This window comes from Acinetobacter sp. V116_7, assembly GCF_056735735.1.
This window is the reverse complement of sequence record NZ_JBWZIF010000022.1, coordinates 109,749-130,261: the sequence shown is the minus strand read 5'-3', so window position 1 is coordinate 130,261 and position 20,513 is coordinate 109,749. Positions and strand designations below refer to the sequence as shown.

The 20,513-nt window shown below is 41.9% G+C and carries 12 protein-coding genes; 2 read left to right on the top strand and 10 right to left on the bottom strand.

The window, feature by feature from the left end; all coding sequences use genetic code 11:
• Window positions 1–165: 165 nt before the first annotated feature.
• The 9 genes from AC1PJP_RS09495 to abaR form a co-directional block, all read right to left on the bottom strand.
• Window positions 166–927: a 4'-phosphopantetheinyl transferase family protein gene (locus AC1PJP_RS09495; protein ID WP_479766885.1), complete on the bottom strand. Its 762-nt coding sequence runs from the start codon at window positions 925–927 to the stop codon at window positions 166–168.
• Entirely contained in the window at window positions 927–2,780 is a 1,854-nt protein-coding gene (locus AC1PJP_RS09490; protein ID WP_479766884.1) for an alpha/beta fold hydrolase, read from the bottom strand. Before AC1PJP_RS09490 ends, AC1PJP_RS09495 begins: the two co-directional genes overlap by 1 nt.
• 54 nt (window positions 2,781–2,834) lie before the next feature.
• On the bottom strand, window positions 2,835–4,109 hold the full coding sequence (locus tag AC1PJP_RS09485) for a porin (RefSeq protein WP_479766883.1): 1,275 nt from the start codon (window positions 4,107–4,109) through the stop codon (window positions 2,835–2,837).
• The gene (locus tag AC1PJP_RS09480; protein ID WP_479766882.1) at window positions 4,106–7,759 is read right to left on the bottom strand and encodes an outer membrane lipoprotein-sorting protein; all 3,654 of its coding nucleotides are present in this window, start codon (window positions 7,757–7,759) and stop codon (window positions 4,106–4,108) included. The genes AC1PJP_RS09485 and AC1PJP_RS09480 overlap by 4 nt, the downstream gene beginning before the upstream one ends.
• A 24-nt stretch (window positions 7,760–7,783) precedes the next feature.
• Window positions 7,784–11,743, bottom strand: coding sequence for a non-ribosomal peptide synthetase (locus tag AC1PJP_RS09475; RefSeq protein ID WP_479766881.1), 3,960 nt, complete (start codon window positions 11,741–11,743; stop codon window positions 7,784–7,786).
• Complete coding sequence (locus tag AC1PJP_RS09470; protein WP_004795344.1) at window positions 11,740–12,000, bottom strand: acyl carrier protein; 261 nt, start codon at window positions 11,998–12,000, stop codon at window positions 11,740–11,742. The genes AC1PJP_RS09475 and AC1PJP_RS09470 overlap by 4 nt, the downstream gene beginning before the upstream one ends.
• Window positions 11,997–13,772, bottom strand: a complete 1,776-nt coding sequence (locus tag AC1PJP_RS09465) for an acyl-CoA dehydrogenase family protein (protein ID WP_311070024.1) — start codon at window positions 13,770–13,772, stop codon at window positions 11,997–11,999. Before AC1PJP_RS09465 ends, AC1PJP_RS09470 begins: the two co-directional genes overlap by 4 nt.
• Window positions 13,773–13,822: 50 nt before the next feature.
• A complete protein-coding gene (locus AC1PJP_RS09460) occupies window positions 13,823–15,712 on the bottom strand; it encodes a fatty acyl-AMP ligase (RefSeq protein ID WP_311070017.1) in 1,890 nt (629 codons plus the stop codon).
• Between the two features lie 875 nt (window positions 15,713–16,587).
• Complete coding sequence (gene abaR, locus AC1PJP_RS09455; RefSeq protein ID WP_311070016.1) at window positions 16,588–17,304, bottom strand: LuxR family transcriptional regulator AbaR; 717 nt, start codon at window positions 17,302–17,304, stop codon at window positions 16,588–16,590.
• 634 nt (window positions 17,305–17,938) lie between these two features.
• Between abaR and AC1PJP_RS09450 the strand changes: the two genes are divergently transcribed.
• Window positions 17,939–18,355, top strand: coding sequence for a DUF4902 domain-containing protein (locus AC1PJP_RS09450; protein ID WP_005309101.1), 417 nt, complete (start codon window positions 17,939–17,941; stop codon window positions 18,353–18,355).
• 63 nt (window positions 18,356–18,418) lie between these two features.
• Entirely contained in the window at window positions 18,419–18,985 is a 567-nt protein-coding gene (abaI, locus tag AC1PJP_RS09445; RefSeq protein WP_080632436.1) for an acyl-homoserine-lactone synthase AbaI, read from the top strand.
• Window positions 18,986–19,115: 130 nt separating this feature from the next.
• On the opposite strand, the gene AC1PJP_RS09440 is transcribed toward abaI, so the two are convergent.
• Complete coding sequence (locus AC1PJP_RS09440; protein WP_479766880.1) at window positions 19,116–20,477, bottom strand: MFS transporter; 1,362 nt, start codon at window positions 20,475–20,477, stop codon at window positions 19,116–19,118.
• Window positions 20,478–20,513: the final 36 nt, after the last annotated feature.

Sequence of the window (20,513 nt, the reverse complement as noted above, 5' to 3'; positions counted from 1 at the left end):
GGAATAGCTCAGTTGGTAGAGCATAACCTTGCCAAGGTTGGGGTCGCGAGTTCGAGTCTCGTTTCCCGCTCCAAATTTAAAAGGCCCTAGTCGAAAGACTGGGGCTTTTTTCTTTTGATTTCTTTATATCTATACTTTTAAAATCACCTATTGGAGTGATTTAATCTAGTTATATTTGCAAGGTGTTGGGGTTATCCGATGCATAGATATAAATGGTAATAATTGAAAACAATCCAGATTAAATTTTTCTAGGCTACGACTTTGTTGTAAACATATAGAAAAGATAAAGTCGGAATCATAGATATAGCTTTCAAAATAATACTTTTCTGTCTTTTGAGCATTATTGGTTGAGTCGAGAAACTGTATACGTTCGGACAACACATGAAAGTTGAGCATCTTTAAATGACGACTCATTCCATCACCAGTACATTTAATATAAGCCTCTTTTAATGTCCATATTTGAAAAAACCGCTGATATACACTAGATGGATCAATCAGTTCATTCCCCTTAATCCATTCAATTTCACTCGCTGCTAATACACTATCAACACGCATCCAATCGAACTCACGATCCACTCGTTCAATATCAACTCCTATTTCCCCCTCTTCAGTCACAGCAAGGATAATAACGTCCGCTGAGTGAGTAAGATTAAAATACACAGCCTTGCTGCCTTGTACAAAAGGCTTGCCGTTGGGATGTAATTGAATATTAACTTCATGGGGTGAGATGCCTAGCTTATCCGCCAAGACAGACTTCACTAATGCGCGAGAGATCAAGAAAAGGCGAGCCGCCTTAGGATGATATTGATCATATCTCAGCTTCTCTGCCTCGTTGAGAAAGCCGAGATAATGACTCAATACCAAATGGTCTTGTGGTACCCGTGAAACTGGGCAGACATAAACCTGTACTTGGGCACTATCAGACATTAGGAAGCTGTAGTGCTGATGTATTTCGTCAGAACTGGCGCGAGGTAGTCATATACCGCATCTACATGTGTGACGTGTGGATTATGACCTGCATCAGCTATGATATGTACAGGGATATCTGAGCTTATTGTAGTAACAATTGGGTCTTTATCTCCCACAACGATTTCAACTTTAGAGCTAAGCTCATTTAACAAAGCTGTCTGAGTTGCTCGCTGCTGCGGCAAACTAATACGGTGCATATATTCACTAATATGCTTGGCTACCGACACTCGACGTAATGAATCCATCGCATAACCAACAGACGGATTTTGTTGTCCATCTGGATGTAGATCTTTAGCAATCATATCTTTTGGCACAAAACGGAAAATCAGATTAGATATAGCTTGTATCTGAAACATTTTAGCGGCCTGCGCCTGAACAAAATAAGGCGATATGAGGATAAGGCGTGCAACTTTATCTGGATATTTCTTTGCAAGATTCAATGCAAAGAGACACCCTAGCGAGTGTGCAATAACAACACTATTTGGCGCTAAAAGCTTTGCAGCAGTGTCGATAAACTGACGGTTGTTATCCTCCACCACCTCATAACTGCCTGAACGCCCAAGTCCCGGCAAGTCCACCATAGCGACTTGATCGTATGTGATTTTATTGATGATTGGAGACCAACAGGCGCTATCGAATGGAATCCCATGTAAAAATAAGGCAGCTGATTTTTCTGATTTAACTGGCTGTTTAGTATAAATTTCTGTCCAATATCGATTCTGATAGCCAAAACCACTAGGCGTAGGTACTTGCATGCGACCAAACCGTGTAAGAACCAAGCGATCAATCCAGCGAGAGAAATAAGGACTGATATTGATCAGGTCAGCGATACCCATTTTCGCTGCCATCACCTCTGCCCCAGCGACATTGTAGTGCTCGGTAGAAATGAAAGAGAGTTGCTCTTTGGAACCGTCAAGCAGTACCTCAGGTAATTTCTTTAATAGGCCTTTGGGTACTTGCAAATGTGGTGTGCTGACTCCCAAATGCTCGGCAGCGAGGTGAACGAGACGATGAAATTTCGGCGTCGAAGGATCAAGCAACATATACTCCTGAGCAATAGTCTCAGGATAAGACATCGTTCGGATCAAAAAGCTCACGATATACTGCATATTGCATAGTGGCAGGAATGTGTCACGACCACCTGGCAATGCCAGCAGACGTCCCTGATAGAGCTTATCAATCATGTCAGCAATACCGATATATTGCATATCGCCATAGTTATAAAAACCATCAATGACTGTCGCTGGATTTATTGCAGTCCATGGCACATTTAAACGCTTACACGCTTCAATGAAAGCTTGATAACCCAAAATTTTTGAAGCTTCATAGCCACCATGTTTGCAATACAACTCATCAGCTGACTCTTGCGGCGGAGCAGCCACACGATATCCACCAATCCAGATAAATCGCTCAAGCTGCTTCAATGTTGCAGCCCATTCAATTAAGGCAAGTCCTGACTTAATATTGGTACGCTCAGCTTCAGCTTTACTAATGCCCCAATTAAATGATGCGGCAAGATGATAAATCACATGGATCTTTGCCTGAGCATCCGCTAGCAGAGAGTCCAGCTTAAAATCGCGACTTAAATCATATTCGACAAACGAAATAGACGGATCGACCAGCCCTTCTGTTGCAATGAAACCTAACAGCTTATCTTTCTTGGTTGCGGCATTACGCAGCGCAGCAATCACCTGATGACCTTCACGCAGAAGATCAACGATCAGTCTGCTACCAATAAAACCTGCTGCACCTGTTACTAATATGGTCTTCCGTGAAAAATTATCTTTTTTTGCGTTATTTAAATTATCCATAAATCACCTTATTAGGGACTGGGCACTCCCAGCATTGTTTTGGAGCGAATTATCTTAAAAATTATATCGAACCTGGGCATACACCAGACTGTTATCTCTAAATTGTCCTAACACCGTATCATTTCTACCCCAGAAGCGATCTCCACCTACATTCAATTGCCAGTGATCATCAAGGCTGTAATTAATACGTACTCTCAACAATTCATTAGGCTCTGGTGCAAAGTAGAATCCTGTTACTTCTAATTTCAGATTATCATTCAGTAAGTTAAGTGCATAGCGCAGCATAGCTCCATACTGATTTTGCTGATACTGGTTACTGATTGTTTGCTGATAACGGTAGACTGCACTCAATACTGGATTTGTTAAGCTGTCGGCAGATCTAAAGTCCTCCGTATGTTTGTATACGCCAACTAAACTTAGTGTGGAATTCTTCAATGCTAATTCTGGACCCATGACCACGGTCAGATTATTTTTTTTGTGAGTAAGATCTTCACTACCATTCGAGTCAGTGTGGGTATATGCCGCTTCACCGCGCCATACGATATCGTTATGGTTATAACTGAAATCAAATCCATAGACGGACATAGGATTATTTTTCAGCTGCAATGTTGCCTCCCCTGTTGGAGATGCAGAAAGAATTGACAGATCGGGCATGTGATCCAAACCTGAGAAATACGATGCACCAACATCGAGACCATCTACAGAATAATCCCAGCGCATTGCAAATGCAGGTCGGCTCTTCTTATCTATTTCATACTGAACACCAGAAATCTGACGCAATGGAATCACATCTGAACGACTACGCGGATACCACAATGCTGTCCATTTATTGGTTCCTGATTCAGGAATATATGTCAATTTGATTGCATCATTTCCAAGACGTTGATCTGTCTCATCTGGTACTAGGCGCGTATAGTCACGGGGTGATAGATTATCCGTTGGATTAATCCCATCAGCTCTCCCCCAGACTACAATCTGGCGACCAACATCGACATAGACTGTCTGATCCCAGTTATAAGAGGCATACAACTCACGTAAGTTGCGATTTACCTTACTCACCTGATCTGGGTTTACAGTATGGTCCGTTTCGTCTCCAATATTTATGTCGTAATGGATCTTAAACTCTGGATTAAACTTGAGCGTACCATTGGACCAGAAACTTGCTTGTCCAATGTTTTTTAACGAACTTAAATCACGATCTGATGACCACACATCGAGTCTGGCTGAGTTCTGGCTCACAAAACTAATTTCGCTGTCATCTGCATGAGCATGCTGCAGTAGCATAAAGCTACTGCAGCATACAAATACCCAATAGGTACCTTGCGTCATTTTTCAAGACTCTGCGGTGAGAAAAGCTTATCGGATAAGGTTTTCTCTGCGACAAAATCATTGACGATCACTTGTGTCATATGCTGAGTTTGCAGATTTTTCGCCATAGATTTCATGGCCTGCCATCTTGGTTTCACTTTGCCGTAAGGACGGATATCCGTGAACTCAATGTGTTTTAATGGCTTGCCTGCTGTATCCCAAATGTCGATGGTCGCCGTAACAAAGTTGTCTTTGAGGATGCACATACGACGTTTGCTATAACCAAAGTCACTCTTCACAGTATTATTGATTGGCGTTGCTTCAATCGTGTAGCAATCTTTGCCATTAAATTTGCCATCTGCCAGTTTAGTATACTTCCAGTCACTTAGCTTATAGCCAAGTACATCACCATAACTAAAGTCCGTACCAATAAAAGCATCCCCCTTATTCGCTGATGCCAAACGACGTACTTTTTTCAATGCAGGCAAATAGACAAACATGCTATCACTGCCTTTTGCATTCTCAATCAACAGCGTTGTGGTTCCCTGTACATCTGCTGGTGAGATGAATTCAGTCAAACGCATATTGTTTTGAGTATTTCCAGCAAGCTTAGTCATATTTTTAGTCAAACGTACGCGTTGCTCGCCGCTTTTAGATGTCAGCACAAATTTAGCACTAGCACTTGAAGACAAGAACTTAGAGGCATCATCACTACGGCTAACAATGTCTTGAACCTCATCTGCATGAGATGTTTTAGGCATCGACATTGTGAGCGCCGTACCCAACAAGAGACTTGTCACAACAGTTTGTGCAACGGTAATGTTCTTCTTATTTGAGGGAAAGATAAAACGAGGTTTCAACATTAGAATCATTGTAGGTACCATAATTAAGGTTGCAAATACACTGAAAAGCATCGCAATCACAATAAACATCGCTAGCCATTGATGCACATGAAAGCCTTGCGATAAGGACAATACGCCATACCCACCAGCAACAGCAGTCGCAACAAAAAGCGAAGCCTTACCAGCAGTACTTAAAGTTTTACGAATAGCATCTTTGATATCACCACCCTCTTCACTCAAGATTTCTCGCAAGCGATAGAGGAAGTAAATGGCATAATCTGCACCAATACCAACCGCCATGGCTGAGATCAGAGAGTTTGGAATATTGAGCGGAATGTCGAGCCAGCCCATCACACCAAAGATGGCAAGAATCGAGAATAGAAGTGGTGTTAGGACAATGAGTCCAGCAGAGAACGAACGGAAAACTAAGGCAGAGATAAAGAATACGGCAAATGAAATCTGTAGAATATTCATGAGTTTGCCGTGAACCATAGTTTCAGTTAAAGCAATGGTCTGAGTCACATCACCACCGAAACTCACAACAGCTTTATCACCCAATTGACCCGCCATATATGTTTTTAGCGACTCAAGGATTTCTTTGATACGGTGATTACTACCTGTTTTTAGCAGAATCGTGATCTTGGCATAGCGCTGAGTTGTATCAATGTAAGATTCAAAATCAGTCGGCTCACCAGACATTGAATACAACAGCAGATACTGAGCAACCACATCTTTAGTTGCTGGAACCTGAAATGCCTGTGGCTGATCGGCATTCATTGCCTGATTCATTCTTTTGATATAGTCCACGATAGAGATGGTTTTACCAACTTCTGGAATTGAATTCGCGAACTTCTCTGTATTATCAATCGCTTTTAGGATTTCTGGGTTTTCGATACCATCACGAACTTTGGTATCGACCATGATGTAGAGACTGTTTGTGCCACCAAGAGACTGATTCAAGAATCTGTCGTCTTGCTGCATTGGTAGATCGCGCGAGAAGAAGTTGCGACTATCGTTATCCACCACAATACGACTCGTGCCGAGAGCAAGAAAAACGCCCAGTACTGCAATCACAGTCATTAGCATCATTCGCGGACGAACTGACAAAATGACATCACCAATGCGTTTTGGAATCCAGTCCCAGATCGGCAAACCTTTGCGTGCAACCTTGGTAACCGAAGGTGGTGGTAACATTGAGCGAAGTACAGGAATAAAAGTCATCTCAATGATCAGCGTACTGATGATCCCGATTCCCGTAAAAATACCGAATGAACGGATAGTCGGAATATTAAAGGTCAACAGAGAGAAGAATCCAGCCGCTGCAATTCCGCCAGCCAGTATCATAACTGGACCAACACGAACCATAGACTGCACCACGGCTTCGCTATTTGCAGCTTTAGGCTCCATCCCTTGGGCAATCAGACGATCAAAATCTTCATAGTATCGCTTGAGCAACTGCACGGCGTGCCCTGCCGCGATGGCCAGAATCAGAATTGGTGTAGGAGAGTTAAAAATATCCATCGGCTGTTTGAACAGCCCCATCATGCCCATACCCCATGCTACAGACAGCAAAGCTGTAACTAATGGCAAAATCAGACCTTGTTTACTGCGGAATGCTTCGAAGTGCAATAATCCAATAACCAACACGGCAATTGGGAACAAGATGTTGATACGCTTAGAGTAATCTTCAGCTTTATCTAAATAGACTGGATTACCACCAACACTGATGGTCATATCCTTAGACTGTTCAGCCGCTACGATTTTGTTGATCGGGCCCATCATCTTTTGGAAGCCTTCTGGACTTTCCTCAAGTTCAAGCAAAATAGCAGCCGTTTTCTGATCTTTAGATACTACCGAATTCATATAGATTGGATTCAGTGCCAACAGTTTTTTCAGGTGATCGACATCACTCTCGGTCACAGAACTATTCGGCAGTAGTTTCTTAGCATCAAATCCATCCGAATTAGCAGTGATCCCTTTGGCCTGACGTGCAGCCAGACTCATTAGAGTAGATCGAACCACGCCCGGAGCATTATCAACTTCTTCAGTAATACGTTTAACTTTTTCTAACACTTGCGGCTGATAAATATCACCCTGCTTCGGTGTAATACCGATCACGACCATGTACTTGGAGCCGAATTTCTTTTCAATCAGCTTGGTCGAGGTGATATAAGGATGACCTTTGGGGGCAAGCGCATCTGGATCAATAATAATTTTTACGCCAGATGCGAGATATGCCAAGACAAGCGTTAAAAGCATCACCACAGTCAGTACAATACGGCGATGTCTGAGAATCCAACGCGCGTATTGTTCCATCATCTGATGAGTTTTACGAAGTGGTTTACTATTGGTCTCATGCGTTTGCTTACCATCGTTGCCAACCGACTCATAGGCTTCACCCTTCTGAGCCAATGCTTCAAGATTAGCAACATCTTTTTTAAACTGAGCAAGAACCATCTTTTTTAGCAGTGCGGGGGGCAATACACCAAAAAAGCTGCCTGGCTCTGCCTCAAACACCCATTCAATCCAGGTACCTTCTGCATGTGGTTTGAAACGGTAAGTCCCAGTGTAGTGAAAGGGTCCTTCCACTACTTTAAACGCATACAATTCATTCGGTACTAGATGTGTAATTTCACCTTTAAAGGACATCTCACGCCCAATAAAGCTAAAACCGATTTCATACTTGCTGCCCACACGTGGAGTATTGTCTAGCAGTTCAGAATGCTTACACGACAATTGCCAACCTGCATCATTGGCCGGGTTTGCAAGATAGTTAAAAACCTTGTCAATCTCGGCCGGTATGAGGAAAGCATGTTCTATGGTCACCATAGTGGTTCTACCTTCTTGTATTTCTTATGCGGGAATTGGATACATCTGATCAATTGTCTGGGCAACAGCCACGACATTCTCAGCGTACATAATTGATGAATGATCACCAGGAAGATCCACCTGTTTAAAGGTGTCTTTAACCAATTGATCCCAACCTAGGCTTTCCCCAAAATCTTCTGGTTCATCTTTGGCCTTCACAAAAAGAATCGGAAACTCTTCAGGCTCTGGGAAATAGGTCTGGAGTGCGATGCCATTCGCCAAATAGGTATCAAAGTAAAGTCGGAAATCTGATGGGTCTGCATCTAGAGGTAAGACATTAATGGCCTTGGCTTCTTTAAGCACATGATCAAACATGTGATCTGGACTCAATTCACGCAAGTATTGCGCTGGGATCGTCAACTTCTTGCCGTAAGGCGCAGCCAAATCACGGGCAAACCAAGACAAAAGCATCGCATCATCAGCATCTTCAGGCACATTCTCTGGAATTGGAGCACGGGTATCGATCATGACAATACCTGTGACCTGCTGCCCCATTTGACGTAACTGATGACTGATCTCGTATGCGATCGCACCGCCAAAGCACCATCCACCGAGGAAATAAGGTCCTTCAGGCTGCATCTTTTGCATTTCAGCAATATAGAGCGTTGCCATATCTTCAATTGCCACTTCCGCAGCATCTGCCTCAATCAGTCCAGGAGACTGAATAGCACGCAAGGTACGTTTCGGATTGAGATGGCGCGAAAGCTCCATATAACAGAAGGTGCTACCACCAATTGGATGGAACAACCACAGTGGTTGCTCGTAAGTTCCACGGCGTAGTTCAATTACAATAGAAGGCTTAATTTCTTTATTTTCACGAATGATTTCACCCAAACTCTCTACAGTGGAATATTGGGCCAGCAAAGCAACTGATAGTTCGGTACCAAATGCTTTTTTGAGGTGATTAACAAGCTTCACAGCAAGTAACGAATGTCCACCCAAGTCAAAGAAGTCATCATGTATACCAACCCGTTTAACCGATAAAATCTGCTCAAAAGTAGTACAGAGTTCAATTTCAATCGGATCACGTGGTGCAACATAATCGTTACTTTGTTCAAACACAGGCTCAGGAAACGCTTTACGATCCAACTTATTGTTGGCTGTCATTGGAAATTCATCCAACGTCATAAACGTATTTGGTACCATGTAAGCTGGTAGATGGATTTGCATCGTCTTTTTCAAACTAGCAATATCAATCTCATGTCCAGTTAAATAAGCCACCAGTTTTTGATCGTTGCTGACTGTACTCTTAACCAGTACAACTGCATCGGTGATACCATCGATCTGCTTGATAACATTCTCGATTTCACCTAGTTCAATACGGAATCCACGAATCTTGACTTGGAAATCTAGACGTCCATGATGAGTCAAACTTCCATCCGTACGCAGACAGACTTTATCTCCGGTACGATAGAGTCGACCAGCATTTGGTAGAGATGGCAAAGTTCTAAATTGAGCATCTGTCAGTTCAGGTCGATGCCAGTAATCAACTGCTAGACCATCACCCCCAATCCAAAGCTCTCCCATGACGCCCGGTGGGACTAAACGTTGCTGTTCATCAAGAACATAAAGTTGGGTGTTCGCCAGTGGTTCGCCTAAATCAATACACTTTGCATCGGTGATACGAGCTGCACTAGACCACACTGTAGTTTCGGTTGGTCCATAGACATTCCAAAGACAGCCGACTTTACCCAGCAGTTTTTCTGCAAGAATAGTATCTAGTGCTTCGCCTCCACAGAGTGCAGTCAACCCTGTATTGCCGCTCCACTCGCTATCTAAGAGCATTTTCCAAGAAGCCGGTGTTGCCTGTAAAACATTGATAGATTTATTATTTAGATAATCCACCAATTGATTGCCGTCTTGTGATACCTCGCGTGGGCAAACATGTACTACACCGCCGTACATCAGCGGAATGAGCAACTCAAGAATCGAGATATCAAATGCATAAGTGGTGATTGCTAACAACTGGGTCTCAGTCGTTACTTGCAACCTATCATTCATAGATAGCAAGAAATTGATGATTGAAGGATGCCCAATACGCACACCTTTAGGCTTACCTGTCGAGCCTGAGGTGTACATCACATAAGCGGTTTCACCAAAGGCCAGCGTCTCGCGCACTTGCTCCAGTGGCACAACGCCAGCTTGATTAATATCTAAACGCGGCACAGAAACGTTAAGAGCATCCATCAACTCGGTTTGAGTTAAGATGACTTTAGGTTCAGCATCTTCGATGATGTTATGTAGACGTTCACTTGGGAAATTAGGATCTAGCGGGACATAAGCTGCTCCTGCCGCCCAGATCCCAAGGATTGCTGCTGGCAATAAAGCTGTACGATCTAACATCAGACCTACACGATCGCCACGGATAACGCCATGCTCACGCAAATATTCAGCAATACCAGCGATATGTTGACCTAACTCACGATAGCTAACCGCATGATCCTTCGAGGTCAAAGCATGATTGTCACCACGCTCATCAATCTGCTTTAGAATCATTGCCAGTAGATCATGTTGAGGATAATCAGTCGCCTTTCCACGTAGGGTGTCGAACTGAATGCCATCCACATAATCAGGCGCAATATCTAACTCAACGATCTTACGTTCAGGATGAGCCACCATCTCTGATAGTACAGATTGCAGCAGTTGCACCATATTCTCGGCAGACTGTGCATAAAATAACTCGGAGTTATATTTCAGTACACCAACTAGTTCGCCTTGATATTCACCGCCCATTTCCAGCGTAAGATCTAATTGACCTTCTTGCTGGCGAACTGGAAAACTACCTAAGGTCAGGTCTTGGCCGACCAAAGTCGCTGGGGTCTGGATTGGCAAGAGTAGTTCTTTAAACTCATCCATGCCACCTAGACGTTCCCAGAACATTCCCACCTGAGCTAATGGGTTAATACTGCCATCACGCTTTGGTGAAACAGCTTCAACTACTCTGGAAAAGGCAACTTTTTGATGCTTGAGGCTCTGTCTTAATTGTTCCTGCACCTGCTGTGTAAATTGACGTAAAGTCTGGTCAGTATCAATGTCCATGTGAATAGCAATCGTATTGACAAACTGCCCCAGCGCATTGCGCAACGAGCGCTCAAGTCGACCAGCTACGGGTGTAGCAATAACGAGTTCATTTTCATTTGATAGCTTGTGTAGCAGGATATAGAAGCCAGATAGTACGAGTCCAAACAGCGTGATCTCATAATCTTTCGCTAAGTTCACAAGACCAGACGACACTGACTCAGGCACACGGAACACCAGTGAGCTACCTTTGTGTTGCTGCACAGCCGGACGAGGATAATCAAGCGGAATGCTATGCACGTGTGGTGCATGTTGTAACGCATTTTTCCAGAACAGTAGACTCTCATCAGCATCGTCAATCGCAGTACTCTGCTGCTTATCAGCATACTGTGCGAACTCGATTCCGTTCACTACGTCTGACTCTGTAACTAGTCCAAAACGTTTGCCGACATCACGCAGTAAGAGACCAATCGACCAGAAATCCATGAGGGCATGATGAATCACGACTGCAATCACATAGTGATTTTCACCACGTTCATAACAATGAATACGCCACAGCGGTGGCTGAGTCAGATCAAACGGCTGTTTAGAATCCTGCTCGACCAATTGTGTCAAATCAGATGCATCGACATGGCGAGCATCAGAGAAGACGATATTAGGATAGATTCGATCCCAGATAAGTTGCTCAATACCCTGATCATTGGCAGGCATACTTACACGTAGCAGCGGATAATCATGCATTACCGCTTCTAGAATCTCCATCGGCTTATTGCCTAATGGTTGGTTGACCTTCACATCAAAAGCCACCACCATATTGTAGGCACTGCAGGTCGACTCAAGGCGCTGGATATACCAGATGCCGAGCTGTTCTGCAGAAATCGCATGACGTGACAGAACTTCTGGTTCTAGTCGTACAAGGTTATTCACGAAGCAACTCCCTGTTGCAACTCAGAAACAAGATATTCAGCCAACGCATTAATTGTCGGGTAATCCCATAGTAATGTCGGTTCAAGCTCTAGTTTTGTCAGATCTTCTAAATCCCCAGACACAGACAAAGCAACGATCGAATCAAGACCGTAACTGGTAAATTTTTGATCTGGATTAATCGTCTCAGGCTCTACGCGCATTTCTTTCGCTACTAGCGTACGAATGATTGCGCTCCAGTAAGCTTTATCTTTATTCATGGGGTAATTTCCTCTTTAACCGGTTTGGCATCACGTGATGCCAGTGCAAAATCGATGACAGATAACATATGGTTGGTTGAAATTCGGTCTAGCAGATCTGCCAATGTGCTTTCACGTAGTGATGTCATTGGAGGGGATGTCTGCCCTTCAGCAGCATTTAGGAAAATGATCAGCCATGCACCATCCTGCAAAGCAGGTCTTAAGCCATGACGGTTAAATATCCAAAAACCCAGCACAGCAATGCGAGCAAATAACTCGGCATATTCACGGGCCAAGCTGAAACGTAATGTTTCAAACACTTTGGCCGCTTCTGAATTTGAGAAATAATCCTGAATTTTTTGATCTAGCGTGCGCTGCTCGATAAGAAGCTGATCAGCACGTTCACGTAGCGGGGACAGAATGTCAGCAGTCAGTCCCTCTGTAACGTCCGCATCGTTGAGCATCTCGATGATCGTTCCCAGTGACTCCATCACCAAGTCACCATCGCGGTTGAAAATCTCAAGCTCACGAAAATCAATAGCATCCGTCTTCACCTGTAAGTCATATAACTGGTGATAGCGTGCTTTAGCTTCGGCTTGGTCGAGATGGTTTACTTTTTTGCTACGCCCTTTATTGGCAGACTTGAGCTGAAAACTCAGGCTGTCTAGACAGACGGTGCTACTGCCGTCAAACACACTAACAATCAGATGATCTCTGAAAGCTTTCTGGTACATTCCATCAGCATATGCATTTCTTAAGAAAAAACGTGACCCAAGCACTGAGGAAGTGATCTTAGCGAGTGACTCTACATACTCAGGCACCAGTACCTTAATGATCGGTGACCATGTGCTGAACTGATTGATACAAACATGTAACCCACGCGCACCAACGAGTGACAACACCTCAGCCGCCAATAGATAGGCATAGGCTGTAGCCAGTTGCTCACGCACCAGCGGAATGCTTATTACTTTTTTGTTATATAACTCACGCTCAATAGCAAACTCAGTCGCGATGCGCAGCATCGTATCGCCCGCACCTAAAGAGAAGCTGCTGCAATATGCACGCGTCACCTGTAGCGTCTTGAGTCCAAGCTCTAAGCCCTGACCTTCTTCACCGATCAGAGCATCTTTGTGAATTTCAGCATTATTAAAGCCGATACCACTGATATCTAACCCACGCATACCCACTGTTGGCAGGCGGTTCAGGCTATAAGTTCCCTTAGAAACCATATGACGCTTATCAAGCCAGAATGCACTCAGACTACGTGGGCCACGGTCATCCGACGTTTTAGCAATCAGACTTAAAGAGTCACCTAGAGTAGCGCGATTGATTGACCATTTTTCGCCATTCAAGACGTACTTGCTTTCAGTAGCTTGTGCAGTTACTTCACTGGATAGCAGGTCAGCTCCGTGCGCTTTCTCACTATAAGCCAGCGCTGGTGCAGCACCACTCAAAATTCGACTAGCAATGTTTTGGCATTGGTTCGCATTACCGCCGATCCATACGATCACAGACCAAGCATTCGTGCTATAGGTCGAGTTGATGGTTAGATCACGTCGTGCCAGCACACGATGCAGATATAGCAACTCTTCACCAATTTCCATGCGACCTCCAAGCTCTGAAGGTACATAAAAACGGTTCATGCCCACGGCATTCAGAAAATCAACAGCACGCTGAGGGTATTGTTCCTTCTCATCGCGCTCAATGGCAGCGGACCAAGAAAAATCGTTGTTAGTATCATGTACGGAGCCTAAAATTTGCTCCAGACGAGCAGCAGATTGAAACTGCCGCAAATTAGATGTAAGTGACATGAGTTTTTGCTCAAATGATTAAAGGGTAAGGATTAAAACAAAGCACTTTTCAATCGATTAAAAATGAGCGCGCGCACTTCTCGTTCCTTGATCATTGAGTTGAGTAGATTGGAGCTATAACGAATCAGTTGCCCCCGCTGCTCACGATCACGGATGATTTCTAAGCCATTTTTGACATAGTTTCGAGCCATCACTGTTCTACGGTTTGGATGGGTTAAACAGATCAGTTGACCGCGCTCGATCTGCTCTTTAATTTTTCTTCTTCTAATTTTTCCGCTAGTGGTCTTGTTGATCCGACCTTGATGCAGCAAATAAACACCTTCTACAGGCAAACCGATATCAGCCGCGACTTGTTCTTTAACCTGAGTTCTGATGGTTTCAAAATTAAGTGTCTTGTCTATCGACTTCTTTTTGATCTCAAGCACAACCGTGACACCATCAGAATTACCGAAATTCACTGCTGCCACACAGCCTTTACGGACAGCAGGATGTGCTGTTTCAACAGAACACTCGATATCTTGTGGGTAATAGTTTTTGCCACGGATGATGATCACATCCTTAAGGCGACCAGTCACATACAGGTCTCCGTTTTTAACAAAGCCCATATCACCAGTTCTCAAGTAGTGCACTTGACTAGGCTTATCTGCCTTATCGAGGATGGTTGCAGCAAAGGTTTCCTGATTGACCTCAGGCTTCTGCCAGTAACCCGCAGTGACACTCTCACCTGCTAGCCAGATTTCACCGACTTCATCAGCCCCTACCTCTTTGCGGGTATGTGGATTGACAATACGGCAATCAATGTGTGCGGAAATCTTGCCACAGCTTACTATTTGTACGGCTGTCTGATCTTGACTGGTCTGTACCAAATTGGCATTCAACTTTTCACGATCGATTGAAATAGCATTAAGAGGACCAGTCACACCACTGACTAAGAGCGTAACTTCTGCCAAGCCATAGCACGGCAAGAAAGTATCCATTCTCAATTTCGACTGAGTATTGAACTTCTCCATGAAGCTTTGCATAACATGAGCTTTGATTGGCTCGGCACCGTTAAACATCACACGCACACGGCTCAGATCAAGCGCTGCTGCGTCCTCATCCGAAATGCGATGCAGACACAACTCATAGGCAAAGTTTGGTCCGCCACTAATCGTGACACCTTTTTCGCTAATAAATTGCAGCCACTTAAGTGGTTTACGAATAAAATCCAGCGGTGACATTACATAGCAGGTCAGTCCTACATACACAGTCTGCAAAACTGATCCGATCAATCCCATGTCATGATAAACAGGTAGCCATGTAAGACCGATATCATCGGCTTGTGTACCAAAAGCTTCAGCAATCATGACTTCATTTGCCATGATGTTTTTATGAGTGACAATTACCCCTTTAGGCCAACCAGTTGACCCTGAAGTGTATTGAAGGAAGCAGATATCGTCTTCAGCAATATGTGAAAAATCCTTTTCCACTAAGTCACGCTGTAATTGGGCATCAACAGCATGCAATATTAAACTTTCGTTTTGGGCTTTTAATGTGATAAGACCCGATAGCTCAAGAATCTTTTTGGTTGTGAGTACTATCTTTGGCTCACAGTCATTCATAATATTCAAAATATTAGAAAAACCGTTGCGGTTAAAAGGCAAGCTGACAGGTACTGCGATAATTTTAGCTTTTAAACAGGCAAAGAACGATACGATAAAGTCCAATCCAGGCTCAAACAGCAACACGGCGCGATCACCACTATCTACAAGATTCATTAAGATTTGGGCCTGACGTTGAACTTGCTCGTTCAGCTCTGCATACGTCAGAGATTGAATCCCACCGGATTGGCGCCCTAAATACTCGAAAGCAACCCTAGCTCCATTTGAATTTGCGTGGGATTCCAAAGTTGCAATGATATTATCCGTACCCATTACAGCCATAACTTACTCCGATTAATTATAATTCACCCTTTAAACTCGCTAATTCAGAAATGAGACTTCTAGCTGGGGCTTTTAATAAAAAATGAATATACTTTTTGTTTAAAATATAAATTCACATTATATTTTATGTGCGAGTGTTTTTTATTACACCTGTAAGGTTTTACAGGTTGGCCTGTTTTTATTAAGAATTAAGAAATTGGATATCTTTCATAAATTATTTTTATTCACTTCAATATTGTGAAGGCGGGCAATTAAATTAAACCTCTAACTCAATTTTTGCCCTTATTTCGTTAATATTTAATAGTGTTTCGCAAGGTTTCTTAGCATGCCAGCTATATGGCCTGTTCGTATTCTTACTTTGTGAGTCTCTTGATTGGATATCTTGTATTTACAATCTAATGTATTGTTTATTTGCTTTTCTTAAGGGCAATAAATGATTCAGGTAAGACCCCCTCACAGCCTTTATTTATAAGGATAAAGCTACTAAAGAAATCTGCTTTAATTTGTACTTGAATAGCTTAAAACTATGTATAGCACCTTGACTGATATATAAACCTATAAATTAATAAATTTTGTCTTCTGAGAATCGATAAAACGCGAACACTAAATTTTAAAATAATAATATCAATTAAAATATTTTACTTATAAAGCTCATTATTCGTTACTTTATCATTAAGTAAAAAATATTATGAAATTAAATTATTATATAAAATCAATTTTTAAAATAAAACTTCTATAAATAAGATTTCCTATATAAACTCAACTTTAATTAAAATTTCTTAAATTAAAAACTTTCAATTAATCCCATTTTACATAAACATCTAACAATAATTTATTTTACCAAAATTAATTATTATATTTCTATATATCTAACTTTATAAAATTCCTAACATGACAGCTCTAATCGCTGCTGAAATTTTATTATTCACATTTAACTTCTGCATTGAATTACAGAGATGAAAATTTACTGTTCTTTCAGTTACCCCGAGAATCTGAGCAATCTCTGCTGATGTTTTTCCTTCCGCAGTCCAACGTAGAACCTCTTTTTCCCGATTCGTTAAATAAAGATTAAACTGAGCAAATTCAGTTTCATTCACAATTTTAGCAATACTGGAATGTACTGTCTGAGACAACCAAAACATATTGGTATATTGAGCTTTCTGCTCTTTTTCTGATAATTGGTCAGTGGATCTTGCTAGTGTTAGCATTCCTCGTGTACCAATAAAGTCACGGCTTGACTGTGCCCAACCGACGTTTAAACCATAAGAACGCGCCTCCTCCCAAAAATCTTTTTGAGATTGTGTGTTCGCAGATTGGCTCGACCAGACAAGAGGTTGAAGTGATAGCATACAATGCTGTACGGTTGGATCTACCCTGACATATTGCTGTTTAATATAACGCTTCTGCCATGCTTCGGGATAATTATTCAACATAATTGTTTTTGGTTCAGCAATAGATAATGGCGACCGCATACCATAAGCACAATAATCAAATCCAAGCTTTGAAGCTGTAGATTTGACTACTTCAAATAGCTGATATTCATTTTTTACTACCAGAGATGCTGATAGTAGATCTTCTTGCCAATTTTCCATTTACTCTCATTAAACCTCATGCATAAATCATTTTTATTTAGTTGCATATAGTGAATTCATAATCCAATTAACAACATTTTGAGCCTGAGAGGGTGGTAAATTTTTCGGATAAACTGGTTTCAGAAAGCTTTTTAAGGTTGTTATATTGCACATGCGAATTATGCTTGAAAGCCTCAAATTTACAGGATGCATTTTATTCCAAAAATGAGTATTTTTTATTTTTAAAAGGAGCCTATTATTTCTTCTTATTTGTATATTTCTATTAATTTAACTAAAGAATAACGTCTACTAGTGACACTAGAAGTATAAATTTTTATTTATTATTTAATGAAACAAAGAATAATGATAATGATTTCTAAAATATTATTTTAACAATAGGATAGATATTATCTACAATACATATAAAAAACTTAAACTGTTGATAATCTTGAAACAAGCAACTCTCATATTGAAGCTATAGATGGGTCAATTTCTGCGTAAGTAAAACTCCCTGCCCGAAGTACTTTCTAAAGAACAGCTTAACGTTGTGTACCACCAGATTATGGCTAACCTGTAAAACTTAACAGTATTTTGTTGGCAATAATTTATGTTATTTATCTATAGAACTGTAATTCAAGTCACTTGAATAGGTAGCATGGTCACAATCCCCCCTGATTTTTCAATCTCAACAGATGGTTTTATTCGGATGAATGAAATCCAGCTTATGAATTACCCCCTCCAACACCTCATATCTATTGTTGAAACTACACAAATTGAAGACTCTCGAATTCTATATTGTGGGTTTACTGAATGGGCAACATTACGGAGCCCAGCTTTAAGTACCGGATGGGACTGGGAATTTATTGAGAACAATGGAATTGCTAGCTTAAAACGAATTGGGCTACCTCGAAGCAATATCATGATTGTTGATTTATCTGGTACAGATATTGGATTTGATGTTACTGAAACATTAATCGAAAAAAAAATAGATTCTTTGTTTTGGGAACAGTTCATTTATGCTCAAATCAATACAACGCAAACAAAGACTAAATTAAGTCCAAATTTCTCTTAGAAACCTGTAAATTCTTACAGTTACCACCTTTTCAGCTGTCGAGTAAAGTCGCCTGAAAAATAAGTGGAAGCACTTGTAATGAATGTTATTGCTGGATTCCAAAACAATTTTTCAGAAGTCCTATATACCAAATTTAAAAGTTACCGCTACAAGGTATTTGTTGAACATTTGGGTTGGGAGTTGAACTGTCCAAATAATGAAGAACTAGATCAATTTGATAAAATCGATACAGCTTACGTCGTCGCTCAAGATAGAGAATCCAATATTATTGGCTGTGCCAGACTACTACCCACGACTCAGCCCTATTTACTGGGTGAGATATTTCCTCAATTAATGAATGGAATGCCTATTCCTTGCTCACCAGAAATTTGGGAATTATCAAGATTTTCAGCCGTAGATTTCTCGAATCCGCCGACCTCTGCTAATCAAGCAGTGTCATCTCCAGTCTCTATTGCAATTCTGCAAGAAGCAATCAACTTTGCAAGAAAACAAGGTGCAAAACAACTCATTACGACCTCTCCTCTTGGGGTAGAGCGGTTATTACGTGCCGCGGGTTTTCGCGCCCATCGTGCAGGACCGCCAATGGTTATCGATGGATATGCCATGTTTGCATGCTTGATTGAAGTGTAGTTGGTTAAAGAATATTGGTGACATAGCAAAGATGAAGGTCTTAAGCCCGAATCTCGTTTCGCTCGCTCAATTTGAAAAGCCCTAGTCAAAAGATTAGGGCTTTTCTTTATTTGAAGATTTAAACTGAATATTAAGACTGCTCAGTAATTTTGGTTTTCAAATTTAATTCTGATTTCTTATGGTAAGCCTCATCAGTTTTAGTCTGCCAATCACGTGGCATAAATGAAGTCGATATGATCGCAACGATAGCCATAGATCCAATATAAATCATAATTAAATAAGGATTACCCTGCCCGATACTTAAAAGTTTGGTCGCAATTAACGGTGCTAAACCACCACCAAGTACCCCAGCCAACTGTACGGAAATTGAGATTCCACTATATCGAATTTCTGCCGGAAATTGACGGGCAAAAAGTTGAGCTTGTGGTGCGTACATAATTGGAAAGACCACGCCAATTGCTAAAACAATTGCTGTCCAGACTAATACTGGGTCTTTTGTATTGAGCATGGTGAAAAATGGATAGCAGTAAAGTGCCAATATGCATAAACCAAACATGAACATATTGCGTTGACCCACTTTATCTGACAAATGTCCACATAACGGTGTCATAAATAGGATGACTATTGCACCACAAATGGTAGCAAACAAAATGTCTTGGCGTGCGATCCCAAGTTGTGCAGTGGTATAAGCCAAGGTAAAAGTTGAAGCAATATAGAACCATGCGTTTTCGGCAGCACGCGCCAAAATAATGGTGATGAGTTGCTTTGGATGGTTTTTAAAAACTTGTAAGGCAGGAACTTTGACTTCTTCGGACTGCTGTTTTACTTTTTCAAAATCGGGTGATTCAGGTACTTTCACCCGAATGTACCAACCTACTGCGAGTAAAATAATGCTGGCAAGAAATGGTAAACGCCACCCCCAGCTAAACAGTGCTTGTTCAGGTAATAACGACACCAGCCCTAATGCAATTGAGGCTAGCATTAAACCGCCACCTGTACTGGCTTGAGGTAAACTTCCCCAGAACCCTTTACCACCTTCGGGTGCGTGTTCAACGGCCATAAGCACAGCACCACCCCATTCACCACCCATTGCCATCCCTTGAATGAATCGTAAGATAACCAAACAAATTGCAGCCCAGTAACCAATTGATTCGTAAGTCGGTAATAAGCCAATCAGTACGGTTGGGATCCCCATGAGCATCAAGGTCAGTAGCAACATCGATTTACGGCCAATCTTGTCACCAAAGTGACCAAAGACTAAGCCGCCTAATGGTCGCCCAATAAACCCAACGGCATAAGTGGCAAATGCAGCAAGCACACCTGTAAGGGCATCCAGATTTGGGAAAAATAATTTATTAAAAATCAGCGCCGCTGCCGCACCGTAAATAAAAAAGTCATACCACTCAATGGTGGTGCCGACCATGCTAGAGATGCCTGCTAATCGATGTGACGACTTTTTAGTAGTTGAACCGTTTCCATGTATTGATTGCATCGTAATATCCTTTTTAGATTTTCTTGTTTTATCTTT